Genomic DNA, 24,332 nt, shown 5'->3' with positions numbered 1-24,332 from the left:
TATCATCTAAGCCATGCAAGCAACCGCAATGAAGGTCGTCGAATTTGAGCGGCCGCAGATGGAGACCGGCAGTAGTTGCACAGCCAACGCGTGGGCCAGGGTGCCGGCTGCGCCCTCGGCCGGCGAGCGCCAGGCCCTGAAGGCGCGCATCCGGCAACTGCTGAAGGAAAAACAGGCAGTATTGGTCGCGCACTATTACGTCGACGGCGACTTGCAAGACCTCGCTGAAGAAACCGGCGGTTGTGTGTCCGACTCGCTGGAAATGGCGCGTTTCGGCCGCGACCACGCCGCGCAGACGCTGGTGGTTGCGGGTGTGCGCTTCATGGGCGAAACCGCCAAGATACTCAGTCCCGAAAAACGCATCCTGATGCCCGATCTGGACGCCACATGCTCGCTCGACCTCGGTTGCCCGGTCGACGAATTCACCGCCTTCTGCGACGCCCATCCCGACCGCACCGTGGTGGTGTACGCCAACACCAGCGCCGCCGTCAAGGCGCGCGCCGACTGGATGGTGACGTCCTCGATCGGCCTCGATATCGTCAAGCACCTGCATGAGCAAGGCAAGAAGATACTGTGGGCGCCGGACAAGCATCTGGGCAGCTACATCCAGAAGCAGACCGGCGCCGACATGCTGCTGTGGCAGGGTTCGTGCCTGGTGCATGACGAATTCAAGGGCGTCGAGCTGGAACTGCTGCGCAAGGAGCATCCCAAGGCCCTGATCCTGGTGCATCCGGAGTCGCCCGAAGCGGTGGTCGCGCAAGCCGATGTCATCGGCTCGACCTCGCAACTGATCGCGGCGGTGCAGTCCTCGGACGCCCGGGAGTTCATCGTCGCCACCGATAACGGCATCTTGCACAAGATGCGCGCCGCCGCACCGGGCAAGATCTTTATCGATGCGCCCACTGCAGGCAACAGCGCTACCTGCAAGAGCTGTGCGCATTGCCCGTGGATGGCGATGAACGGTCTGCAGAACCTGTTGCATGTGCTGGAAACCGGCAGCAACGAAATCCATGTTGATCCGACCATCGGAAAAAAAGCTGTGGTCTGCATCGACCGCATGCTGGATTTCGCGGCGCAAAGGAAAGCCAATGTGCGCCCGACCGGCGCCTTGGAGAATGAACAAAAACTGTTTGCAGGAATCGGCCCAGCATGAGTCTTACCGTCAGCAGTACCAGCAATCTGCGTAATCCGTTTGCGCCTTTCGACGCCGCGCTGGCGGCAGCCTTCGACGCCAATGTCAACCTCGCCATCGCCGAAGATGTCGGCAGCGGCGACCACACCGGCCAACTAGTGCCGGAAAACGAATACGTCAATGCACGCGTGATCGTGCGCGAGGAAGCGGTCCTATGCGGCGCCCCATGGTTTGAAGCGGTGATGGCGCGCCTTGATCCGCGTCTGCGTATCGACTGGAAATTCGGCGAAGGCGATCTGATGAAGGCCGATGCCGAAGTCTGCCGCATCGAAGGTCCGGCCCGGGCCTTGCTGACTGCGGAGCGCGGCGCGCTCAATTTCCTGCAACTGCTGTCCGGCGTGGCCACCGCGACGCATCGCTATGTCAATCTGGTCAAGGACACGCGCGCGCGCATCCTCGACACGCGCAAGACCTTGCCGGGACTGCGTCTGGCGCAGAAGTACGCGGTGCGCGTCGGCGGCGGCATGAACCAGCGCCTGGCGCTGTACGACGGCATCCTGATCAAGGAAAACCACATCGCCGCAGCCGGCGGCATCACCGCCGCGGTGACCGCCGCCATCAAGCTCAACGCCGGCGTCACCATCCAGGTTGAAGTCGAGAACATCGACGAACTGGGTGAAGCGCTGACTGCGGGCGCGACCTCGATCCTGCTGGACAATTTCTCGCTGGACATGATGCGTGAAGCCGTCATGATTACCGCGCGCCGCGCCGTGCTGGAAGCCTCCGGCGGCATCAACATGGAAACCGTGCGCGCCATCGCCGAAACCGGTGTGGATCGCATCTCGGTCGGCAGCCTGACCAAGGACGTGCAGGCCATCGATTATTCCTTGCGCATCGTGACCTGATCGACACTTCCGTTTTCTTTTTTACAAAACAACCCGCATTCCTTCGAGGCATGCGGGTTGTTTTGTTTTGGGGCCGGGGCCGTCGACGGCCCTGATAAAATGCCGCATCAAACGCTCGCGCCGCATCGGTCGATGCGCCCATCAGACCTGCCGCCAATCTCCGGGGAATCCATCGTGGAGTCAAACAATCTCGTCGCACCGTTGCTATGGGCCGCGTTGTACTTCGTATTCGGCTTCCTGTCGCATGCGCTGAACGGTTCCTTCGTCGCCACGGGATACATCTGGCTCCCCGCCGGCATCACTGTCAGCGCCTTGCTGCTGACGCCGACGGCGCGCTGGTTCCCGCTGGTGGTCTTGCTGTTCGCCGCACAGATATTGCTGGGATGGCTGGAGCATCGCGAACTCTGGCGCATGGCCTTATTCTGCTTCGACGAAATCGGCGTTGCGGCGATAGCCGTGTGGCAGGTGCGGCGCGCGCCTTTCCCGATGGAAGGACTGTATTTCGTGCGCGGCCTGCTGATGGTCGGCGTCGGCGCCAGCGTGATCAGCGGCATCTTCGGCGCGGCCTGGTTTGTGATGACGCAGGAGACGCCGTTCTGGCCGACATTGCGCGCGTGGGCCTTGTCGGATCTGGTGGGTATTCTCATCATGACGCCGGTGCTCGTCGGCTGGTCGCAGTTCCGGGCCACACGTTCGGGCGGCATTGCGCGGACCGAATTCCTGCTCGGGCTGGCGGCGTTCATCGCGGTGATTGTGAGCGGCTACGTGGCGTTCGACAGCGACCTTGACCGCGTTATTTTCGACATCGATTTTGCGTCGACCTATGTGCCGCTATTTTTTATCGCACTGGTCGCGCTGCTGTGGGGCGGTCGCGGCGGCGCGCTGGCGGTGGCGGTGCTGTCTCTGATGGCGTTCGTCTACAACTCGCTGGGACGCGGGCCCTTCGCTGAGCTGGTGCAACTGCATTCCAGCAATGCCTTGCTTGAGTTGCAGATCTACCTGGCCGTGGCGTCCATGCTGTCGCTGCTGATCAGCGCCCTGAAGACCACACGCGAACAATTGCATGAAAACGTCGCGCGCTGGAAGAGCGAAGTCGAGTTGGCGCTGGGCGTCAGTCGTCAATTGGTCTACACCATTGACCCGGTGCGCAAAACGTTCGCCTGGAATGGCAACGTGGCAGGCATGCTGGACCGGCCGGCCGAACAGTTGTCCACGCTCGATCAGGTACTGGCCTTGCTGCATCCGCTCGATCAGGCGCGCCTGCGCCAACGCTGGTTCGACGACGCAGGCGACGAGCGTGCAAGCATGAAGTTCCGCCTGCAACTTTCGGCAGGACGGACGATCACCGTCACCGACATGAGTCGCAGTCTGCTCGATCCGGACGACAGTCCGTCGATCATCGCCGGTGTCTGGCATGTAGACGATGAGGAAGCAATCGTATCGGAGCGGCGCGAATAATGACTGCTCGTGTCGGCGCCATGCCCATTCACGGGCTTGGCGGTACGCAATACGATCTCGGCGCGATGTACGAGATCCTGAAAAAGTCGGAGTGGAAACGCACGCCGTCACCTTGCCGGGCCACGGCACGCAGCCGGAGGAATTGATTGCGGTGCACGCCGAGCAAAGGATCGATGCCGTGATCGCCCAATATCGCGAACTGCAGTCGCAATACGAGCAGTTGCACATCATCGGCATGTGCATGGGGCCTTGCTGGCGTTGGTGTTGAGCGCAAGCGTTCGCGTCGCGGCGGCGACGATGCCGCCAACTGATTCCGCAGACGATTGTAGACGTCCACTGAATTGATTTGTCGTCAAACTGAGTTAGGAAAAACGCTGTTAGCGTCTCTCCATCACAATCAGATAAAACAAACAGGCTAATACCGCAATGTTCTTCGTAATAGCGCCAAATGGATGGACCAGGAAGACAGGTAACCATATGGCGATTGCGACAGAATAAGTGATAACTACCATACACTGCACTTGCCAAAGTCGCCGGCTAGCAAAAAATAAGGAAGCCAAGCCAAGGCCAGCATCGAGTAAACATGCAGAGGAAAATATCTGCTCTGTCTGATATGTGAGTCCTAACGTGCGCAACCATTCAAGCGATATGGCATGAGGATAAAAAAACCAGGAAGTAATGGCCGTCCATATCCAAATAAAGGCGATCCCTGTCCGCGTGATCCAATAAAGCCGGCGCAAGCTTGTTTCACGATCATCTTGGCTCATAAATCTCTTGTATTCACAGCGTTGGTTTAAAGACCATCAGCCAGTACACTACAATCAACGCACTGAAAGCCGGCACGCCAAGCCAAAACCAGATTCTGGCATGACGCCAATATTGTGCCGGTAGCGGTATTCCACGCCGATCTGCAATTCTTGCAAGATCGCGCATTTTGATCTGCAGTACGAGCACGGGTAACCAGCAACATCCGGCAAATAGATACAGTAAAAACGAATAAAATACCCAGCCGCTCAGTAATGGAAATCCAGCCAAATAAACCAAAATCAGTCCGGTTACCGGCTGTAATATCACTGCCGGAGTTGTAAATATCCAATCCGCAATCACCGTGCGCTCGGTGACGATGCGGATTGCCCGCACATCGCTGCTGCGATCCGTGATCCATTTGAAGAATGCGATCCCGATCCCGGTGCCGAACAAGACGGTGGCGCTGAGAATATGCAGCCATTTGATCAGGAAATAGATACTCAAGCGGCCACCTCATGAACGTCCAAACCGTCGAGCGCTGTCAGATAATCTTTCACGCTGAGCATGCCCATGCATGGCTGGGCACCGAGGTGTAATTTATCTCCTCTAGCCAGTTTTATCGCCAAGGCGATCGATGCACCGCACGGGATATGCGGGCCATGATTGCTTCCGGCAATCAAATGCCACGTCAAGGTTTGAGGTAATCCATTTACGTCGTCACCTTCCATAGAAACAAACATCCCACCTTTGTCGCTCACAAGCGGCTCAAGCCATTGGCTGATCTTATGCAATGGCCCGACAAGAGGAACTATGCTGCGCAATAGTCCGAGGCGAACAAGTTGCGAGGCCGCTGCTACAAGAAGATGTCCCGAGACACTGGCGAAACCAGCGTGGAAACTGACCGTCGTGACCTGTGGATAACGTTTGGGGAAAAGGATGAGATCCGGCACATCACAACTACCCAGAAAACGTGTCCCGACCGGAGAAGGAAACCGGTGACGTCGCGTATCAAGCCATCCTCTTACAGAAGTCCAGTGACCGGAATCTAAACGGAGAAATGGCTTCCCGCAATATCCGAACACTCCCCGCATGGTGGCCATTCCCGGTGCTCGAGCTCCCGATCCGATTCCATGACGTATTGAAGTCAGCCGGCTGAATCTGCTCAAATAGTGATCGACCACTGCCGAGGAAAGCGCAGGCAAGGAACTGGCACCACTGGTGACTACTAAGCCTCGCTGACGGGCAGATTGGTCCAGATTGACGATTCCGGCAACAAAATCGCGCCCATCGGCCAAGTCAATGTAATTGGATTCTGCCGCTATAGCGGCACGCGCTACACCGTAATCTTGCCCTTGAAACGGCCCGGCAGTATGAATGACCGTGTCAACGTTGAGCGCCAAAAGTTGTTGCGCAAGGTCTGCTGCATTGGCGTCAATAGATAGACCTTGAGAGGCGTCTAAACCAAGTCGTTCCGCCATCGACTGTGCCTTGTCAGCGTTACGCCCACCAACGAGAAGATGGATGTTTTTTTCTTTGGACAAGGCATGACAGATACGACTCCCAAAAAAACCGTAGCCACCAAGAACAAGAATAGTGTGCATATTTGAATTGTTTTTGCATCCAAAATGGGTTTATTAATCTCACAGAGTGCCGCCTCTTGGCGCAATCATGGTTTAGAGCAACTTATCATTCGCATTTGCGGCCCCCAAGATTTCTTGTCTGGCATTTTTAATAAATTGATCAACGGCAGCTAATGGTGGCGGAAGCCGACACCCGAATACTCGACGTTCCGTTGCGTTTAAAACAGCATCGTCACTGTGCTGATCTCGAATCGCGGCTAGACCTCGAACAAAGTCATCCAGTTGTGCCGGATTAACGCGCAAATGGACTTGCTTTCATTTGCAACAGTCTTCCCGCCAAACTCAAAGAATTCTGACTGTAAATGCGCAACGATATCTAGCTTTCCACGAGCATTGGAATGCAAGAACAGATGACAAGCACCAGCTCCAACCTCAGGGGAAAACTCTCCAAACTGCATATCACATTGGCCTCTTCCTCAGGATGTCAGCGTCTGGCGATTGCGAACATCGGACGCCGGTTGAAGCAGAACTCTATCAGGATTTCTCGCTGGGGAATATTGCGACCAAAGCACGATCAATGAGGACTTGGCATGACTTTGCAGAACGCCGCCGATATGTTCTTTTGACGTCATTCAGAATACCCGCCCCAGTTGCAGATACAGATTCCACACGCCCTGTTCGCCCAATGCCGCGCCGAAGTAGAGCGGTCCGACCGGGCTGCTGCCGCCGAGGAACAGGCTGATGCTCTTCTTGTAAGGACCGTCGCCGAAGGCCTCGCGCGTCTGCCAGACGTTGCCTGCTTCCAGGCTGGTGCCCAGCACAGGATTGCGCAAACCAGGGATCGTGAATTCGTTGAGATCGCGTAAATAGGTCAACCGACTGTACAGCAGGTAATTGCCGAAGAACTGGTCTGCCGCATACGCCGACAAGCGCTGGAATCCTCCTAGAGAAAATCCCGTACCTGAACGGTTGGAAGACAGGCTGTTGGCAGCCTCCAGCGCGACATTCACCGTGTTGCGGTCGTGGCTGAAGGCCCAGAGCGTTCGCAACTGGACATCGCTGTAACGGTCGTCGCGGCTACCGAAACCGCGATGCGCTTCACCGAAGATGTAATACCCCTTGCGCGGAAACAGCGGATCGTCGAGCTGGTCTATCGTCAGTCGTGCGCGGGCTACCGGCTGCCTGCTTTGCGTCGTGTTGTACAGGGAGCCGAAGCTTGGGTCGGTCAGGTTGTAGGTCGGCGTGTATTTGTTGTACTGGTAGCTGACGCCGAGTCGCACTTCGCCCAACCGGGCCAGCGGCATGCCGATATCGAGGCCCGCAGAATCGGTATCGATGCGGTACTGCGTGACAGGAGAATCCTTGGCGTCGCTGCCGTCGGCATAGATGTCGACGTAGCGGCGATTGATGTCGAGATAAGGAGACAGGTAGATGCCCGAGGTGCCGAGAATCGGCTGCCGCAGTTCGCTGTGCAAGTTGGCCTGCTTGTTGCCCAACACCAGGTCGTTGCGCCATTCCAGGCCGCTCTGGTTGATCCACGGATAGCGATGGCCGATCTGCAAGTTGACGCCGCCGCGCCCGTTGAAGTTGTTGGACAGGCCGAGCCCGAACAATAGGTATTGCGGCCCCCAGGATTTTTCCTCGGCATCGATCACCAGCACGTTGCGGCCGTCCTTCCTGATCAATTCCTGGGTCAGCGCATTGAAGTCGCCGTTGGTCGAGAGCCGCGACAACTCCTGGTTGATCCGGTTGCCGTCATAGATGTCGCCTTCCTTCACGTCCAGCCTGCTGCGCACATAGGCGGTGGGGATGCGCCCTGTTGTCTTGATGTCGATGGCGTCGATGCGCGTGTCTTTTGCCAGCGCGAGGTCGGTACGGCGCGCCGCCAGATAACTCTGCCATTCGGCGGGCGGCAGCGACAGTTCGGTCAGCCGCGCGCTTTGCGCCTGGGCCGCGTTCCAGCCGGCATTGACGCCGTCCCTGCCGCGCGCGAAGTCGGTGAAGGACACGCCGCTCAATTCCGGTTCGATCAGGATATCGTTCTTGCCCAGCAATGCTTTCTGCGTCTTGACGTTCTGCTGGATCAGGATGCCGACCATCTGCTGGGCGACGGCGGTCGGCGATTGCAGGTTGGCGGGATCCTGCAGCGGCGTCGCGATGTTGACGGCGATGATCACGTCGGCGCCCATGTCGCGCGCTTCCTGGACCGGCAGATTGCTGACCAGGCCGCCGTCGACCAGGGTGCGGCCATCGATCGCATAAGGCGCAAACAGTCCCGGCACGGCCATGCTGGCGCGCATGGCGCGCGGCAGGGAACCTTTGTCGAGAATGACCTCCGTGCCTTTGCCCAGGTCGGTGGCGACGGCGCGGAAAGGAATCGGCAAGCGCTCGAACGAGATATCCGCAGGCAATTGCGCCGTCCAGTTTTGCAGCAACGCCAGCAGGTTGTTGCCCTGTACCAGGCCGGGCGCGAGCTTCAGCTTGCCGTCGTCGTAGCCGGCCGCGATGGAAATCGGATACTGGAAATCGTCTTCGCGCTGCGCTTGCGGCAGCCTGGAGCGCTCATTGCGGTCGAAAGCAATATCGCTGAGATTGGTCTGCGACAGGCGCTGCTCCAGTTCTTCCGCCGAAATGCCGCTGGCGTACAGGCCGCCGACCAGTGCACCCATGCTGGTGGCAGCAATATAGTCTACCGGCACATGCAATTTTTCCAGGTATTGCAGCACGCCCAGGTGCGCGTAGCCGCGTGCGCCGCCGCCCGACAGGACCAGACCCACGCGCGGCCGCGTTTTGCTTGCCGCAGCACTGGCCGGTCCGGTATCGGCGGCGATGGACGGCGTGAAGCATGCGGTCAGCGCGACGCCAAGAAGCAGGCAGGAGAAAAGATGCAAACGGCAATGACGTATCACGGATGAGGGCAGATGAAGATGGCGATACGACAAGTGTAAATCGGCCCGTGCAGAACAGGCAATGCGGGACGCGGTAGGCGCCGGATCGCCGTACAACAGATCTCCCGCTACTACTGGTAGTAGCCGCCTACCGGAGGCGCAGCCAGTATGCTCTTCACCTGATCGATGCTTTCCTGCGAGACGTGCAGCAACGATTCATGATGCGCTTCGATGCTGTCCCAGATTTCGATGATCACCATGCGCGCCGGGATGGTCTGGTCCTGCAGCAACTGGCAGGACTGGCAACCGGTCGAGGCGCGGATCGTCGGCAGCAGCGACATCAGGAATTTCTTCAAATCGTCGACATGATCGTCGAGCGCCCGGAATGTATTGATACGCGTGATGCTCATCGTTTCCTCCTTCAGCAAGCCTGGGTTGAATGGCGTTGTCGTTGCTGTTGTTGCGTCTATTATTACTCCGAAGCCGCGTCCCTCGCTTTTATTTTTGTGGCGACAACACCGTCGGCAAAGCCTTCGCCAGCGTGTCCGGATAGTCCAGGCTGTAATGCAGACCGCGGCTTTCCTTGCGCGCCAGCGCGCTGTTGACGATCAGCGAGGCTACTTCGACCAGGTTGCGCAGTTCCAGCAAATCGCGCGTGATGCGGAAGTTGGCGTAGTACTCGTCGATTTCTTCGCGCAGCAGGCGGATACGGTGCTGGGCGCGTTCCAGACGCTTGTTGGTGCGCACGATGCTGACGTAATTCCACATGAAGCGGCGCAGCTCGTCCCAGTTGTGCGAGATCACGACTTCTTCGTCGGCATTGGTCACGCGGCTCTCGTCCCAGGCCGGCAACGCGCGTTGCGGCGTCGGTGCTTGCCGTTCGATGTATTGTGCAGCGGCGCGGCCCAGCACCAGGCATTCCAGCAGAGAATTGCTGGCCAGCCGGTTGGCGCCGTGCAGGCCGGTGTAGGCGGTCTCGCCGACCGCATACAGGCCGGGAAGGTCGGTCCGGCCGGCCATATCGGTCACCACGCCGCCGCAGGTGTAATGCGCGGCCGGTACCACCGGGATCGGTTGTCTGGTGATGTCGATGCCGAACTCCAGGCAGCGCGCCTGGATGGTCGGAAAATGTTCCTTGATGAATTCCGGCGGCTGGTGGCTGATGTCGAGATCGACGTGGTCGAGGCCGCGCTTTTTCATTTCAAAGTCGATGCTGCGCGCGACGATATCACGCGGCGCCAGTTCGGCGCGCTCGTCGTGTTCGGGCATGAAGCGGGTTCCCGCCGCCGCGCCGGCGGCGGCCGGCAGCTTCAGCAGCGCGCCTTCGCCGCGCAGCGCTTCGCTGATCAGGAAAGACTTGGCGTAAGGGTGATACAGGCAGGTCGGATGGAACTGGATGAACTCCATGTTGGCGACCCGGCAGCCGGCGCGCGACGCCATGGCGATGCCGTCGCCGGTGGCGGAGTCCGGGTTCGAGGTGTACAGGTAGACCTTGCCGGCGCCGCCGGTGGCCAGCACGGTGTGATCGGCGGCGATGGTGACGACCTTGCCTTGCTTGACATCCTGGACATAGACGCCGACGCAGCGCGGCGTGCCTTTGCTGTTCGGGTCCAGTTTTTTGGTGGTGATCACGTCGATGGCGCAGTGATGTTCCAGCAAGGTGATGTTGGGATGGGCGCGCACCCGTTGTTCCAGCGTGACCTGCACGGCGTGGCCGGTGGCATCGGCGGCGTGGATGATGCGACGCTGGCTATGGCCGCCTTCACGCGTCAGGTGATAGCCGAGTTCGGCGCTGTCGTCGCGGGTAAACGGCACGCCCTGTTCGATCAGCCATTCGATTGCCTCGCGGCCGTGCTCGACGATAAAGCGGGTAGAGGATTCGTCGCACAAGCCGGCGCCCGCAACCAGCGTGTCGCCGATGTGCTGCTCATGGCTGTCGCCGGAATCCAGCACGGCGGCGATGCCCCCTTGTGCCCAGTTGCTGGCGCCGTCGAGCAGTTCGCCCTTGGAGATCACGACGACATTTTTCTTTTCGGCAAGATGCAAGGCGACCGACAAACCGGCAAGTCCGCTGCCGATGATGGCGACATCGAATTTCATGAGAGCTGACGAAGATGTTGAATGGAATGCGCAATTATATCCGGCAATCGCACAACACCGTTTGACGCCGGCGGAACGGCGATGATGCTGCATCATTGCATCGCCGAGAGGCGGCGCAGCGATGCAGCGAAGGTAAGAAACGCTGTTACGCAGTCTTGACCGGCTTGACCTTGGCGGCGGCCTGCTTGGCGCGGATGCGCGCGTCGCCGACGTTGTCCGCCGCGGCCAGCGCCACACCCATGCGGCGGCGTTCGAAGGATTCGGGCTTGCCGAACAGGCGGATGTCGGCACCGGGGATACGCAGCGCATCGGCCACGCCTTCAAACGCGATCGCCTTGGCGTCGTGCTGGCCGTAGATCACGGCCGAGGCGCCCGGTGTGCGCAGCGCGACGTTGACCGGCAGGCCGAGGATAGCCTTGGCGTGCAATTCGAATTCGCTCTGCACCTGGCTGACCATGGTGACCATGCCAGTGTCGTGCGGACGCGGGCTGACTTCGGAGAACCACACCATTTCACCCTTGACGAACAATTCCACGCCGAACAAGCCGAGGCCGCCGAGATTTTCGGTGACCTTGCGCGCGATGTCGCGCGCCTTGTTCAGCGCGGCAGGATGCATCGGATGCGGCTGCCACGATTCGACGTAATCGCCCTTGACCTGGACGTGGCCGATCGGCTCGCAGAAGCTGGTGATGGTGTCGCCGTTTTCATTGAGCGAGCGCACCGTCAGCAGTGTGATTTCGTAGTCGAAATCGATAAAGCCCTCAACGATCACGCGACCGGAATCGACGCGACCGCCGGCTGCGGCATACTTCCAGGCGGCCTCGACTTCGGCGACGCTGTCGATCTTCGACTGGCCCTTGCCGGAAGACGACATGACCGGTTTGATCACACAAGGAAAACCGATTTGTTCGGTAGCCGCTTTCAGTTCTTCCAGGCTGTCGGCGAAACGGTAAGGCGAGGTCGCCAGACCCAGGGTTTCGCCGGCCAGGCGACGGATGCCTTCGCGGTTCATGGTCAGCCAGGCGGCGCGAGCGGTCGGGATGACGCGCGCCTTGCCGGCTTTTTCCAGTTCGACCAGGGTTTCGGTGGCGATGGCTTCGATTTCAGGCACCACCAGATCGGGTTGTTCCTTGGCAATTAATGCAGCCAATGCCACGCCGTCGGTCATGTTGATCACATGGGCGCGATGCGCGACCTGATGGCCGGGCGCATCGGCATAGCGGTCCACGGCAATCACTTCCACGCCCAGGCGCTGCAGGGCAATGATCACTTCTTTACCAAGCTCGCCGGAGCCCAGCAGCATGACTTTGGTGGCCGAAGGGGAAAGTGGGGTGCCGAGGCGGACTGGAGTTTTCATGGAAATAAATGCGAATTGAAAGTCGACGAATCGCGCGACGATACCAAATCCTGGCGGTTTTGGACAGTCATACTTTCAATGCCGTAACGGCATGAACCACGATGCCGGGATATTGGCATTCTTGAAGTTGTTATCGACAGGCATTGATATTTCAATAATATTTTCCCAGAAAAAAACGGAAAAATAACAGATTAATGCGCTTGGTGCGATTGAAGGCCTCACATTTCTGTTTCAATCTTCTTCCTCGTCTGTCAGGTCGCAAGATGTTTTCTTGAACATGACATTCGACATGACTCTCATCGGCTAGCCAATCGTCAAGCCAATTTCCGCAATTCCGTTTTTTAATCTTTATAAAAAGTCAATCACATGCATCGCCTCATCATCGGCATGGGAGTTCTCGTGCTCCCGTTCACAGGCGTTCTGGCGCAATCCAGCATTACGATCTACGGCATCGCTGACGCCGGCATACAAATTTCCCGCTTTGGCAACGGCACGCAATCCAGCCTCGCCAGCGGGCAAGCCGACGGATCCAGGCTTGGAATAAAAGCAATGGAAGAACTGGGCAACGGCTATAAAGCCATGATCAATCTGGAAAGCCGGGTAGAACTGGATACCGGCGGCATATCGAACGGCTATATCGCACACAACATCGGCGTCAATCTGACGCGCGGTCTTCCCGTTGCGCTAAGCCGCACTCTCGGTTCGCAACTGACGCCTCGCACCGTCGTCAATCCCGACGCCGCGCTATTCGACCGGACGTCGGCAATCGGCCTCATCGCTCCCGCCGGCGCGATTCTGGCGGGAAGACAATACACACCCGCCTATGAAGTTGTCGCAATGGCCGACACCTTCGAAACGGGGACCGCTGCCGGCTGGGGGCAGATCTTGCAAGGCGCCGGAGGATTCATCACTTCCGGCGTGGCGATCCGCGCCAGCAATGCATTGCAGTATCGCGTCAAATCGCATGGCGTCGGCGCATCGCTGATGGCGGCCTTCGATCGCACCGGTTCGCTCAATCATTCCCGGCGTTTTTACGGCGGCAACCTGCGTTTCAAAAACAGTACGTGGAATGCAGGCATCAGCTATCAGCAGGAACAGGATCAGCACGGGCGCGCATCGCTCACCAGCATCGTCGCCGGCGGCTCATACATGATCGGCAAGGCGAAATTATTGGCCGGATACGCACGCATGCGCAACGACCATTCGGCCATCGTGCCATTGTTGACATCCGTGATTGGCGCAACCTACGCCAATATCGTCGGCAACAACGCCAAGCTCGACGCGCATAGCATCACCATCGGCATGCAATACCGCCAGGGGCGCGGCAGGATAGTGACGGCCATGTCCCACACCGACGACCACGCGTCGCATAGCAAGGTCTGGCTCTACGGGCTGGGCTACCTGCATGACTTGTCCAAACGTACCGACATATACACGATACTTGCCCACGCTCGCAATCGGGACAACGCCCAATATGCTGTGGGCGGCGCCGGTTATGCGGGAGGCTTCACCAGCAGGAGCGGACAGAATGCAAGCGCCTTACAGTTTGGCGTCCGCCATCGTTGGTAGGTCCTCATCGCCTTGCGGTCCATGCGTGCGTTGCCGACCATCCAGAAGGCCCAGCTCAATCGCCATGGCAACCGCATGCATTCTCCCCGAAGCGCCAAACCTGCGCACCAGGGCGGCGACATGATTGTCCACGGTGCCAGGACTGATTCCCAATTGGGCTGCGATTTTTTTCGACGAGAATCCGCGCTGAAGAAGGCAGAGCATTTCCTGTTGCCTTGGCGTCAGCAACGCGGCACAAAGCAGCGGCGAAGAGCTGTCCTGATAAGTGGCCTCTCCCTTGAGCGTCGAAACCAGGCTGTTCTTGAAATCCTGAATCAGCGAATTTTTTTTGATAAACCCCAATGCCCCGATTTCTTTCACCTCTTCGCTGCGTTGCGTCGAACAGGTTCCGCTCACGATCACGCAGTGTTGCGCGACTTTCAATTCAGCGCAGCGCTGCAAGAGGGACAGACCTTGCGAACCCGGTATGTCCAGGTCCAGAAAAATGCGGAACCAGGGCTTTTCCTGTCCGTCTTTCTGCAACGCCGCCAAGGCAGTGTTGGCACAGGATTTGATCGTGATTTCCAGATCCTTGTCGATATCCAGCAACATCGAAGTCATCACGTGAGAGACGATGGGATGGTCTTCGACGATCAGTATGCGTTTATTTTCGGTAGTCATTTAAAAATATGTTTGGTTGTCTGAATTATTTTTCATTTTTCAGGCATGACTGCGATGTCGGATGAGTAGCAGTCCTGGTTGCCAATTACACTTTTAACTTCGAATTGTGCGGTCCCATGATATCGGGAAATTTTCCCGTGACAACCACCCAGCGTCTTCAGAACAACGCAATTTTTCGAGCTTTTCCATTTATTTTTGATCACGACAAAATACGCAGCTTCCGATGGTGACGAATCAATTGATCCAGCGATGAAAAATATCCCGACAACTGCGCCTGCCTCACGACAAAAAACAGGTGCGACAGAAGTGCATAGCCAAGCGGTCATCATTTGCGACGACCATGCCGCCATACGTGCCGGCGTGACCCGCATCCTCGAAGAACGGAACAAGAGAGTCGTCGGCGGCTGCGGCGCCGTCCCCGACTTGCTGGCGCTGGTCAAGCAGTATCCCGGTGCAGTCGTAGTCATGGACCTGGGAATCGATCAACTACCGTTTCCGGAATTGATGACCATGTTGCGCGCGGCATCCCCGGGCTGCCGGATCGTCGTCTACAGCATGCGCGAAGCGCCCGGCACCATCGCGCTGTGCTACGACGCCGGCGCGATCGCATTCGTACCGAAAAGCGCTGATCCGGAGGAGATCGTCAAGGCGGTGGATTGCGCACGCCATGATGAAAGATATCTTCCGCCGTCCGTGGCGGCAGCCCTTGCCAATTTTCATATTGAAGATCGCCGGTCGCCGCTGGCAACGCTGTCGGCGCAGGAAAAAGAGATTTTTATCGGCTATGCGAAAGGAGAAACGGTGGATGCATTGGCCAGAAGACTGAGCGTATCCGAGAAGCGGATACAAAACCTGTTGTCGCAGATCGCCAAAAAAATAGACGCTCCGAGATCGACATTCTTTCAGGTGGCGCGACGGCATGGAGTGATCGATGTGGAATAAAGGAGCGCGTATGTGTTTACCGACGACGCCGGTATTGCGAGCTGGTACTGCGCTCGGACGACCGTTAAAAATTTTCGGATGAAGATCAAACATTCATGCCCAACATGACTACTTTCCGGTTTGGCGATATAAAAATCGTCAGCATATTTATCTGTTCACAAATCTACTGATGCATCCCAAGAAATTTATTCTCAAAGCGATCCATGCGATCCATGCAATTGGACTTCTCGTGCTTCTGGTTTACACCGGCTCCTCGTTCGGAGGAACACATATGGCGGTATTCATGCCGACAGGGAAGATGACGCAAACCTTATCTTCCTATCTGCAATATCTGGAAGATCCGAACGGCACATACACGATCGATGAGATGCCTGCCAGAAGCCAGGCCTTTCATCCCGTCAACGGATCCACCAACCTCGGTTATACCAAGGCTGTTTATTGGGTCCGGTTTACTGCGGATCTGAGCCGATATACCGATCCTTATTGGTTTCTCACCAAAGAGTTTCACCGTGGCGGCGTCACTTTGTACTACCCGACAGCCAATGGTTTTTCGTCGTTTCACGTCGATGACCAGTTGCCTCTGGAAAGCCGGAACTTCAGAACCAGGGACTATATCTTCAAGGTTCCTGTTTCAAGATCGGGATTGACAACTTATTACATGAGGATCGATCCGCGCGGCAATACCATCGATCTGAATTTTTCGTGGTCGACGATCAAAGGAGTCCTGGAAAACACCTACAGAATGGATTTCTGGCTCGGCCTGTTCTTCGGCGGACTGGTCATCATGTTGTTCTACAATTTGGTGCTCTACATCTCGGTTCGCGATCGCGCCTACCTGTATTACGTCTATTACCTTGGTTGCTTCATCGGTATTTTTCTCGATGCAACAGGAGTACTGGCCTTATTTTTTGATATTCCCCAATTCTGGATCGGTTTCCTGCCGCTTTGCACCTATGGTGCATCACATGGCGCATTGTTATTCACCCAGCGTTTCCTGAATCTGCAATCCACCTTGCCATGGGTGAACGATTACTTAAAATATTTCCAATGGATATTGCTGGTCAGTGCCGCCAGTACATTATTTCTCCCGGCAGGCCTGAGCTTTCACCTGACGGGCTACGTGGTCCTCGCCGTCTTTCCCGTTCTGCTTGGCGCGGGTCTGTATTGCTGCTACCAGGGTTATGCCCCGGCGTGGTTTTATTGCGCTGGATGGCTGGTGTTCGGAATACTCACCATACTTTACATTTTCTGCATACAAGGACTGATTCCGGCTACACCGATTGCGTCAAATGGTGTTTACGTCGGCGCCTTGTGGGAAAGCGCCTTGTTCTCGCTGGCCCTCGGCTACCACATCAGGCTGCTCGACAAGGAAAAAGAGATCGCCCTTGAAAATGAGCGAAATCAACTTGAACAGCGCGTGACGGAACGCACAGAACTGCTGAAAGCCTCGCTGGAATCGCGTCGCATGATGCTCTCCAATGTCAGTCGGGAGCTGCGTACGCCGGTCAACGCACTATGCCTTCTGCTCGACTCCGCGTCGGATCCGGTCAGGATCAACACCAGGGTGATCTCAAGCGTCTCCAGCATCGCCGGCCACATGTCCCAGTTGGTTGAAAATCTTTTACTGCTGGACGACGGCCAGGGAACAGTGCAATGCGGCCTGATCCAGGATTTTGACCTGGGCGACGAAATCCGCGCCACCGCCAGCATGTTGGGCCCGTTGCGACACGGTTCGACAGCGCAATTCGACCTCGACATCGACCCACGCCTTCGTACCACGGTACGCGGCGACCTGACCTCATTGCGGCGCGTGATCATCAGCCTGCTATCCAACGCGTTCAAATTCACAGAACGCGGCACGGTCTTGTTGATCGCAACAATGATCGACGTGGCCGCAACGGACAAACTCCACTGCCTCATTCATGTGACCGACACCGGTATGGGTATTCCGCTTCCCATGCATGAACAAGTGTTTGGCGCTTTTGTGACCAGCGGCGGACAGGAAGGCCGTACCGGAACAGGCCTGGGCCTGGCGGTTTCGCGACAGCTTGCATTGAACATGGGCGGCAATCTGACATTGACCAGATCGACGCTGGATGCCGGCAGCGAGTTCTTGTTCCGCGTCTGCTTTAACGTACCAAGGTACCGAAAAGCAGAACTCGCCGATGGGCAGTCGCCGATGTTGTCCGCGACCCGTCTGAATGTGCTGGTGGCGGAAGACGACCCCATCACGGCAGAGGCGATCCTGCTGATTGTGCGGCAGTTGCGGCATGACGTCACGCATGTCGCGACCTATGCTGAACTCACCAAAGCCTTGCAGCAATCCGAGCCGGCATATGACGTTGCGTTGATTGACCATCGACTGCCCGGCGGCAACGGCCTGGGCGCAATCGTCGATTGTCGTACCTCGGGCCGTGCTGCAACGACACGCATGGTGCTGGTCACCGCCGACGTCACACCCGAAGTACTCCACACAGCCCGGGAGATATGCGACGACATTGTGACCAAACCGACGACGGCACAGGTCTTGCGCAAATTGCTGGGAGCAGGGCCCGACGATGGATATTCGTCTCGGGAAGGGGCGGAAATGGTCGATGGCGGTCCCTTGAAAATGCTGCGCCGTTGCGGTGCGAGGCATGAAGCCCTGGTCCGCATGTGTGCAACATTCAACAAAACCATCGGCGAAACCCTGATTGACATCGAATCGCGATTGGCGGCTTCCGGCGAAATCGGAGCGATGTTGGCCGATCTGGAAAAACTCATCCATCACATGCGCGGATCTTGCTCCACCATCGGCGCCACGGCGCTTTCCGAAGAGTTCCGCAAATTTGCCGCATGCGACGGCCGCCTGGCCGCGCAACGGCAATACGCGGCGATGGTCACTACCTTCCATTCCACCCGCAGGGCATTGCATGCTTTGCTCGCCAGCATGAAGAATGTGTGATCAATTCAGACTAGACCTTGATGCTGATCGTCGATGACGAGAGGCGATTGTTTCAGATTCTATTTATTATTTTTTACAACTAGCAAAAAGCAAAGAGATTATGCAAATCACCGACCTGACTTCTCCAGAATTTTATGCCGATCCCTATCCTTTTTATTAGCAGGTGAGAGAGCAGGGGCCTATCGTTAATCTGGCACCCAAGCTTTGGGTCACGGCAAGTTAGATTTTTTTTGTTTTCGGACGACGACCAGAAATTGACGCTGAAGACTACCCCTTTTCAACTAAATAATGAAGATATTGTGGGGACGTTAATTTGGTCAAAAATAATTTGAGATGCTCGAATGCATAAAGCCATTCACATATATGGAAAGATTTTCTAATGCGGCCTAAATTATTGTTTTCCCATGTGATTCGTGCGATTTTTTGTATTTTATTTTTGGGCGCTGTTCATTCTTCATTTGCTAATGGACCGGACAAGATTTTTCGTCCAACAGAAAATAAAGCGCAGTCGCTATCCGCCTATCTTCAATATTTAGAGGATCCAGAGGGGATATACAACATTGACGATGTGGTCCATGAAATACCTCATTTCAAGCCTGTGAGCGGATCAACTAATTTAGGCTACACGAAGGTGGTCTATTGGATCAGATTTACTTTGGATCTGAGTCTGTATACCGATTCAGAGTGGTTTCTGATTAAAGAATTTTATCGCGGCCTCATCACACTATATTACCCAACGACCAATGGATTTTCTACTCTATCTGTTGATGATACTTTGCCGCTGAAAAGCCGAGAATCAAAACTTCGAGATTATATTTTCAAGGTTCCTTCTCCTGGCTTGGGGGCGGTTACTTACTATATGAGGATTGATCCCAGAGGTAATGCTATCGATTTAGACTTTGAATGGTCAGGTATCAATGGCGCATTGGAGTACATGTCTCAGAGAGACTCTTGGTTGCATCTCTTTTTTGGTTGCTTGTTGGCGATGTGGCTTTACAACGCATTTTTATATTTCTACATTCGTGACAAGGCATATCTTTATTACATTTATTACCTGGGATGTTTTATAGGGATTTTTCTCGACGCTACGGGAACGATCGCGTTATTCGTCGATATTCCTCCGTTTTTTATTGGTTTATTTCCCATATTCACATATGGAGCGCTACACGGAGCATCATTATTTGCGCAACGATTCTTGAATCTACAATTTACGTTACCGCGGGTAGATCAATATCTGAGATATTTAAAATGGGTTCTGTTATTGGGGGCTTCCAGCACATTGGTTCTTCCAATCAGCCTTAATTTTTATCTGACCAGCTATGCAGTCTTGGCAGTTTTTCCAGTCTTGCTTGGGGCAGGTCTATATCGTTGCTATCAAGGCTATACCCCCGCTTGGCTCTATTGCGCGGGATGGTTGGTATTTGAAATTATTTCCATACTTTATATCCTTTTTACACAAGGAATATTGCCTGCCACTTCAATTGCATCGCATGGAATTTATATCGCTGCAGTATGGGAAAGCATTCTCTTTTCACTTGCACTTGGTTATCGCATAAAACTGATCGATAAAGAGAAGAATGAGGCACTTGAAGTTGAGCGCAATCAACTGGAACAACGCGTAGCCGAGCGCACAGAGTTGCTAGAGGCATCGCTGAAATCGCGGCGCATGATGCTCGCCAATGCCAGCCACGAGTTGCGCACCCCCGTCAATGCGCTGCGCCTGCTTCTTGATTCCGGATCGAACCATGTTGCGTCGAACGCCAAGATCATCTCCAACGTCTCGACTATCACCAACCACATGTCCCAGCTTGTCGAGAACCTGTTGCTATTGGATGAGGGCGCGCAGGCCGATCAACGAGGTCCGATCAAGGACTTCGACCTGGGCGACGAGATACGCGCCACCGCCACCATGCTCGGCCCGCTGCGGCATGGATCGGCCGCCACATTCAATCTCGATGTCGATGCCTGTCTCGGCGTCATGGTGCGCGGCGACCTGACTTCATTACGGCGGGTCATCATTAACCTGCTGTCCAATGCATTCAAGTTCACAGAGAGAGGATTGGTGACGTTGACAGCCGCCGTCGGCGATACCTCAGACGAGGGCAAGACCCATTGCATCATCAAGGTGGTCGACACCGGTTCAGGTATTCCGGCAAACATGCACGACCAGATATTCGGCGCCTTTGTGACCAGCGGCGGACAGGGCGGTCACACCGGCACCGGCCTGGGTCTCGCCATTTCGCGGCAGCTTGCGCACAACATGGACGGCAGCCTGATCCTGGTCAGGTCTGCGCCGGATGTCGGCAGTGAATTTGAGTTCCATGCCTGCTTTGAAGCAGCGGCGTATCACGAGGCGGAACCGCCTCATGGACAGCCGGCATTGCCGCAAGCGGCACCGTGCGGGCGTCGCTTGAATGTGCTGCTAGCGGAAGACGACCCGATCACGACCCAGGCGGTGCAATTGATTGTGCGTCAGTTGCAGCACGACGTCACTCACGTCGCGACTTATGAAGAATTAAGACAAGCGCTGATGCAAGCCGACACCGCCTACGACATTGCCTTGATTGACCATCGTCTGCCCGGCGGCAACGGCCTGGGCGCAATCATCGACTGTCGCGTCCTGGGGCGTGCGACGACGACGCGCATGGTGCTGGTCACCGCCGACGTCACGCCGGAAGTACTCGACGCAGCGCGGGAGATATGCGACGGCATCGTGACCAAACCGACAACGGCACATGTCCTGCGGCAGCTATTGGGCGAGGGGCCGCGGACTGCGCCGCCGCTCGCGGGTGCGTCCGCGGTGGTGGATGTCGAACCGCTTAAGATGCTCGGCCGCTGCGGGGCGAAGCCTGATGCCTTGGCCAGGATGTGTGCGACTTTCAATCAGACAGTCAGCGAAACCCTGGCCGATATCGAAGTCAGGTTGACGGCTTCCGGCGAAACCAGGTCCGCCCTTGCCGAACTGGAGCCGCACATCCATCGCATGCGCGGTTCCTGCGCCACTGTCGGCGCCACGGCGCTTGCCGAGGAGTTCCGCAAACTGGCGGCATGCGATAGCCGCATGACGGCGCAACGGCAGTATGCGTTGATGGTCGATACCTTCCATTCCACCAGCAAGGCATTGGACGCCTTGCTCGCCACCCTGCAGACAGCATGATTAATACCAGCAAAATCCCCATTCTGATCGTTGATGACGATCCGGTGTTTCGTCAATCGCTGTGCATTGTGTTGGGCCAGGCGCCAAACGAATGGCATTGCTACGAGGCGGAAAACGTCCGTCAGGCCACGACCTTGATGACGGAACACGTCATTGCGCTGGCCATCGTCGATATCAATCTGCCGGACGGCACCGCCGCCGATGTCGTGCGCAATCCTGACGCGCCGCCGTGTCTGCTATGTACTCAGGACGACAAGGAACCAACCTTTCAGAGCATGTTTGCCGATCCATCGATTGCGCAGAATCTGGTCGGATATCTCATCAAGCCCATGCAGCAAAGTGCAATCTGGAGCATCCGCGCCGGACTGGAAATCGGACGCGAGCGCCAGATGCGCAGTCGCCTGATCGCAGAGGCGACCGCGCAACTCGAAGAAGAGCGGCGCCTGATTGCACAGAACCTGCATGACGCAGTGGGCGCGGCCATTACCCAACTGACCTGGATATTCGCCGGGATCGGAAAAGCGGCATCGACACTGTCGGTCGATACCTCGTTGTCGCAACATATGCAGCATATTGAAACGTCCTGCATGGACGGAAAGAAAATTCTCGCGCAGGCACACGCCGACGTCTCGCAGGCAATCACGCAACTCCGTCCCGAGGCGATCAGCGTGGGAGGCTTGACGATTGCGATTGAGGACATGGTCGGGCAATGGCGCAAAGCCGCGCCGCAGGTTTCTTTTGCGCTTGCTCATGGCTCGTGTCTCGACAAGGTCGATGCGCGTCGCGCCGGTACACTCTATAGGTTGGTTCAGGAGGGTATCACCAACGTCATGCGGCATACGGACCCGGCCGAAGTGTTGATCGAGATGATCGACAGGGGACCGAGCCTGATCCTGAAGATACTCTCCAGGGGAAAAATACTGGTGGAGAAAGATACCTACAAACTCACGATATTGCGCGAGCGGACCTCGTCGCTTGGCGGCGTGTTGCAGTTTTTCTGCGATGCGGAGCGGGAGGAGACTTGTCTGGTGGTGAGTATTCCTGTGTAGTCATCCATTGTCGGCGAAGTCTGTGTCTGTATCGTTGTGAGTGACGCCACGATGTCTTTGGTCTGCTCAAACGACTGGGTCGTATCTGGAAAGCCCGAGCAAGAAAATCTTTCCTCTCCCTACAAGGAAGTATGAGAGGCGACAACTTTTTGCCCGATCATTGTCTTGTATCCCGCTCAGGTTACGTCAGATATATCCATCCCCAACATCGCCCCGCTCAGACATTTCCCATGCGCATCAAGCGCCAGCGAGCGTGTCACGCCGCCGCCCAGCGCATGCTGCATGACGAAGTTCAGCGCGCCCAGGTGAGGCAATGCATAGCGCACGACGTCGCCGAGCACGATACCTGCGAAATGGGCCTTGACGCGTTCCGGCGTCAAATATTTTTCCAGCAGGGGATAGTCGTTGACGTCGTAGGCGATGACGGAGATATTGGAGATGTCGCCCTTGTCGCCCGCGCGTGAATGCGCGATGTCTCGCAGCAGCATGTCAGCTCTCCTCGAAATGGATGGTCGGTGTGATGAGGTCGCGCGGCACCAGCGCAGACAGCACGGCGACGATTTCCTTGGCCGATTTGGTGGCGCCGCCGCCGCCGGCTGGGCCGCAGGTGTAGAGCGTTTCAACCTCGTTGCCGATGCGGACGGCTTCGCGCATGTTGTTTGTCCTGCCGGCGACGCGGGCGCGGACTTCATATGGTTCCGTCGCTGCTGCCGTTGCCGCGATGTGCGGCCCGTGGATGGCGTTGACGCCGATCAGGTCGTAGCGCATTTCATCGGCCTGCACGCCCATGATAGCCAGGCGTTCCTTGACGATGTCCAGCGCCAGTTGCCCGCGTGCCCGGGCGCCGGGGCCTGCGTAAGATATCTGGCCTTCGCCGATGTAACTGTCGACGTAGCCGAGCGTGGTCTTGAGCGTGTCGGGGTGGGCGCGTCCGCTGCCGCCGCTGACGGCGACGCGGTCCGGACCGATTTCCGTGATGTGGACTTGCGAGAAATCGGCGATGACGTCGGGCGTCAGGTAGGCGTGCGGGTCGTGGATTTCGTACAGCAATTGTTCCTTGCAGGTGGCGGCGCTGACTTGTCCGCCGGAGCCTTCCACCTTGGTAATGACGGCGCTGCCGTCTTCGGCCACTTCGCCGATGGGAAAGCCCAAGCGCGCCAGGTCTTTGACGTCCTTGACGCCTGGGTCGGCGAAATAGCCGCCGGTGATCTGTCCCGCGCATTCGAGCAGATGGCCGACCAACGTGCCTTGTCCGAGCAGTTTCCAGTTATCCAAGGCCCAGCCGAACTCGTGGATTAACGGGCCCAGCACCAGCGCCGGGTCGGCGACCCGGCCGGTGATGACGATGTCGGCGCCGGCTTGCAAGGCATCGACAATCGGTTGCGCGCCGAGATAGGCGTTGGCCGAAATCAGTTTGTCGCCGAGCGATTTGACGGGCTGGCCGTTGTCTTCGATGCGGTAGTCGCCGTTCTGCAAGACGTCGAGCACGTCGTCGCCGGTGATGGCGGCGATCTTCAATCCATGCAGTCCCAGTGAGGCGGCGATCTCCTTGATCTTCGCGGCGCCCGCGAGCGGGTTGGCTGCGCCCATGTTGGTGACGATCCGGATGCCCTTGTCGGCGCACAATTTGAGCACGGCGTGCATGCGCTCGGCCAGCAGCGGGTCATAGCCTTTTTGCGGATCGGCGCGGCGCGCCTGCTGGCCGATGGCGATGGTGCGTTCGGCCAGACATTCGAAGATCAGGTAATCGAGGTTGCCTTTTTCGGCTAGCTCGACGGCGGGTTCGATGCGGTCGCCGGAATAGCCAGCGCCGGCACCTATGCGGATACGTTTCATGATGGCTT

19 protein-coding genes are annotated in these 24,332 nt (G+C 57.0%); 9 read left to right on the top strand and 10 right to left on the bottom strand.

Annotation, left to right across the window (positions count from 1 at the left end; genetic code table 11):
• Window positions 1-13 precede the first annotated feature (13 nt).
• The 4 genes from nadA to RV1423_RS30640 all read left to right on the top strand — a co-directional run bounded on the left by nadA (window position 14) and on the right by RV1423_RS30640 (window position 3,763).
• Window positions 14-1,153, top strand: a complete 1,140-nt coding sequence (gene nadA / locus RV1423_RS13515) for a quinolinate synthase NadA (protein WP_197034939.1) — start codon at window positions 14-16, stop codon at window positions 1,151-1,153.
• Window positions 1,150-2,037, top strand: coding sequence for a carboxylating nicotinate-nucleotide diphosphorylase (gene nadC, locus RV1423_RS13510; RefSeq protein WP_034297366.1), 888 nt, complete (start codon window positions 1,150-1,152; stop codon window positions 2,035-2,037). Before nadA ends, nadC begins: the two co-directional genes overlap by 4 nt.
• Window positions 2,038-2,211: 174 nt before the next feature.
• The gene (locus RV1423_RS13505; protein WP_231502275.1) at window positions 2,212-3,495 is read left to right on the top strand and encodes an MASE1 domain-containing protein; all 1,284 of its coding nucleotides are present in this window, start codon (window positions 2,212-2,214) and stop codon (window positions 3,493-3,495) included.
• Window positions 3,496-3,586: 91 nt separating this feature from the next.
• The gene (locus RV1423_RS30640) at window positions 3,587-3,763 is read left to right on the top strand and encodes a hypothetical protein (RefSeq protein WP_231502266.1); all 177 of its coding nucleotides are present in this window, start codon (window positions 3,587-3,589) and stop codon (window positions 3,761-3,763) included.
• Between the two features lie 109 nt (window positions 3,764-3,872).
• Here RV1423_RS30640 and RV1423_RS29060 read toward each other — a convergent pair whose 3' ends face one another.
• The 7 genes from RV1423_RS29060 to purT form a co-directional block, all read right to left on the bottom strand.
• The gene (locus RV1423_RS29060) at window positions 3,873-4,262 is read right to left on the bottom strand and encodes a DoxX-like family protein (protein WP_081768817.1); all 390 of its coding nucleotides are present in this window, start codon (window positions 4,260-4,262) and stop codon (window positions 3,873-3,875) included.
• Between the two features lie 13 nt (window positions 4,263-4,275).
• Window positions 4,276-4,746 (bottom strand): DUF2269 domain-containing protein, encoded by a 471-nt coding sequence (locus RV1423_RS13495; protein WP_231502264.1) that lies wholly within the window; start codon window positions 4,744-4,746, stop codon window positions 4,276-4,278.
• Window positions 4,743-5,843, bottom strand: coding sequence for a saccharopine dehydrogenase family protein (locus tag RV1423_RS29055; protein WP_034297364.1), 1,101 nt, complete (start codon window positions 5,841-5,843; stop codon window positions 4,743-4,745). Before RV1423_RS29055 ends, RV1423_RS13495 begins: the two co-directional genes overlap by 4 nt.
• A 611-nt stretch (window positions 5,844-6,454) precedes the next feature.
• Complete coding sequence (locus tag RV1423_RS13480) at window positions 6,455-8,713, bottom strand: patatin-like phospholipase family protein (RefSeq protein ID WP_197034938.1); 2,259 nt, start codon at window positions 8,711-8,713, stop codon at window positions 6,455-6,457.
• A 128-nt stretch (window positions 8,714-8,841) separates the two neighbouring features.
• Window positions 8,842-9,120 carry a putative quinol monooxygenase gene (locus RV1423_RS13475; protein WP_034297360.1) on the bottom strand — a complete coding sequence of 93 codons (279 nt, stop codon included), beginning with the start codon at window positions 9,118-9,120 and terminating at the stop codon, window positions 8,842-8,844.
• An 88-nt stretch (window positions 9,121-9,208) separates the two neighbouring features.
• Window positions 9,209-10,810, bottom strand: a complete 1,602-nt coding sequence (gene nadB, locus RV1423_RS13470; RefSeq protein ID WP_034297358.1) for an L-aspartate oxidase — start codon at window positions 10,808-10,810, stop codon at window positions 9,209-9,211.
• Window positions 10,811-10,955: 145 nt separating this feature from the next.
• Window positions 10,956-12,167, bottom strand: a complete 1,212-nt coding sequence (gene purT, locus RV1423_RS13465) for a formate-dependent phosphoribosylglycinamide formyltransferase (RefSeq protein WP_034297356.1) — start codon at window positions 12,165-12,167, stop codon at window positions 10,956-10,958.
• Window positions 12,168-12,533: 366 nt separating this feature from the next.
• On the opposite strand from purT, the gene RV1423_RS13460 reads away from it, so the two are divergent.
• Complete coding sequence (locus tag RV1423_RS13460) at window positions 12,534-13,736, top strand: porin (protein ID WP_051516672.1); 1,203 nt, start codon at window positions 12,534-12,536, stop codon at window positions 13,734-13,736.
• Here RV1423_RS13460 and RV1423_RS13455 read toward each other — a convergent pair.
• The gene (locus tag RV1423_RS13455; RefSeq protein ID WP_034297353.1) at window positions 13,707-14,396 is read right to left on the bottom strand and encodes a response regulator transcription factor; all 690 of its coding nucleotides are present in this window, start codon (window positions 14,394-14,396) and stop codon (window positions 13,707-13,709) included. The genes RV1423_RS13460 and RV1423_RS13455 overlap by 30 nt on opposite strands.
• Before the next feature lie 249 nt (window positions 14,397-14,645).
• Here RV1423_RS13455 and RV1423_RS13450 point away from each other — a divergent pair, with 249 nt between their 5' ends.
• The 4 genes from RV1423_RS13450 (at window position 14,646) to RV1423_RS13430 (ending at window position 22,488) form a co-directional block, all read left to right on the top strand.
• Window positions 14,646-15,338, top strand: coding sequence for a response regulator transcription factor (locus RV1423_RS13450; RefSeq protein ID WP_081768816.1), 693 nt, complete (start codon window positions 14,646-14,648; stop codon window positions 15,336-15,338).
• Window positions 15,339-15,507: 169 nt separating this feature from the next.
• The gene (locus tag RV1423_RS13445) at window positions 15,508-18,282 is read left to right on the top strand and encodes a 7TM diverse intracellular signaling domain-containing protein (RefSeq protein WP_081768815.1); all 2,775 of its coding nucleotides are present in this window, start codon (window positions 15,508-15,510) and stop codon (window positions 18,280-18,282) included.
• A gap of 379 nt (window positions 18,283-18,661) precedes the next feature.
• Window positions 18,662-21,439, top strand: a complete 2,778-nt coding sequence (locus RV1423_RS29050; RefSeq protein ID WP_081768814.1) for a 7TM diverse intracellular signaling domain-containing protein — start codon at window positions 18,662-18,664, stop codon at window positions 21,437-21,439.
• A complete protein-coding gene (locus tag RV1423_RS13430; RefSeq protein WP_034297341.1) occupies window positions 21,436-22,488 on the top strand; it encodes a response regulator in 1,053 nt (350 codons plus the stop codon). Before RV1423_RS29050 ends, RV1423_RS13430 begins: the two co-directional genes overlap by 4 nt.
• 176 nt (window positions 22,489-22,664) lie before the next feature.
• On the opposite strand, the gene RV1423_RS13425 is transcribed toward RV1423_RS13430, so the two are convergent.
• Both RV1423_RS13425 and RV1423_RS13420 read right to left on the bottom strand, forming a co-directional pair.
• Window positions 22,665-22,976 carry a hypothetical protein gene (locus RV1423_RS13425; protein ID WP_034297339.1) on the bottom strand — a complete coding sequence of 104 codons (312 nt, stop codon included), beginning with the start codon at window positions 22,974-22,976 and terminating at the stop codon, window positions 22,665-22,667.
• 1 nt (window position 22,977) lies between these two features.
• On the bottom strand, window positions 22,978-24,324 hold the full coding sequence (locus RV1423_RS13420; RefSeq protein WP_034297338.1) for an acyclic terpene utilization AtuA family protein: 1,347 nt from the start codon (window positions 24,322-24,324) through the stop codon (window positions 22,978-22,980).
• Between the last annotated feature and the right edge of the window lie 8 nt (window positions 24,325-24,332).

It is taken from the genome of Herbaspirillum sp. RV1423 (assembly GCF_000577615.1).
In the GTDB taxonomy this organism is placed as follows: Bacteria; Pseudomonadota; Gammaproteobacteria; order Burkholderiales; family Burkholderiaceae_D; genus Herbaspirillum.
Note: the sequence above shows the minus strand (reverse complement) of the source record. Positions and strands in the feature narration are given on the sequence as shown.

Excerpts from the sequence above, each read along its gene's own strand:
- nadA (WP_197034939.1), top strand. The coding sequence starts at position 14 with ATGCAAGCAACCGCAATGAAGGTCGTCGAATTTGAGCGGCCGCAGATG.
- nadC (WP_034297366.1), top strand. The coding sequence starts at position 1,150 with ATGAGTCTTACCGTCAGCAGTACCAGCAATCTGCGTAATCCGTTTGCG.
- RV1423_RS29060 (WP_081768817.1), bottom strand. The coding sequence starts at position 4,262 with ATGAGCCAAGATGATCGTGAAACAAGCTTGCGCCGGCTTTATTGGATC.
- RV1423_RS29055 (WP_034297364.1), bottom strand. The coding sequence starts at position 5,843 with ATGCACACTATTCTTGTTCTTGGTGGCTACGGTTTTTTTGGGAGTCGT.
- RV1423_RS13475 (WP_034297360.1), bottom strand. The coding sequence starts at position 9,120 with ATGAGCATCACGCGTATCAATACATTCCGGGCGCTCGACGATCATGTC.
- nadB (WP_034297358.1), bottom strand. The coding sequence starts at position 10,810 with ATGAAATTCGATGTCGCCATCATCGGCAGCGGACTTGCCGGTTTGTCG.
- purT (WP_034297356.1), bottom strand. The coding sequence starts at position 12,167 with ATGAAAACTCCAGTCCGCCTCGGCACCCCACTTTCCCCTTCGGCCACC.
- RV1423_RS13460 (WP_051516672.1), top strand. The coding sequence starts at position 12,534 with ATGCATCGCCTCATCATCGGCATGGGAGTTCTCGTGCTCCCGTTCACA.
- RV1423_RS13455 (WP_034297353.1), bottom strand. The coding sequence starts at position 14,396 with ATGACTACCGAAAATAAACGCATACTGATCGTCGAAGACCATCCCATC.
- RV1423_RS13450 (WP_081768816.1), top strand. The coding sequence starts at position 14,646 with ATGAAAAATATCCCGACAACTGCGCCTGCCTCACGACAAAAAACAGGT.
- RV1423_RS13445 (WP_081768815.1), top strand. The coding sequence starts at position 15,508 with ATGCATCCCAAGAAATTTATTCTCAAAGCGATCCATGCGATCCATGCA.
- RV1423_RS29050 (WP_081768814.1), top strand. The coding sequence starts at position 18,662 with ATGCGGCCTAAATTATTGTTTTCCCATGTGATTCGTGCGATTTTTTGT.
- RV1423_RS13430 (WP_034297341.1), top strand. The coding sequence starts at position 21,436 with ATGATTAATACCAGCAAAATCCCCATTCTGATCGTTGATGACGATCCG.
- RV1423_RS13425 (WP_034297339.1), bottom strand. The coding sequence starts at position 22,976 with ATGCTGCTGCGAGACATCGCGCATTCACGCGCGGGCGACAAGGGCGAC.
- RV1423_RS13420 (WP_034297338.1), bottom strand. The coding sequence starts at position 24,324 with ATGAAACGTATCCGCATAGGTGCCGGCGCTGGCTATTCCGGCGACCGC.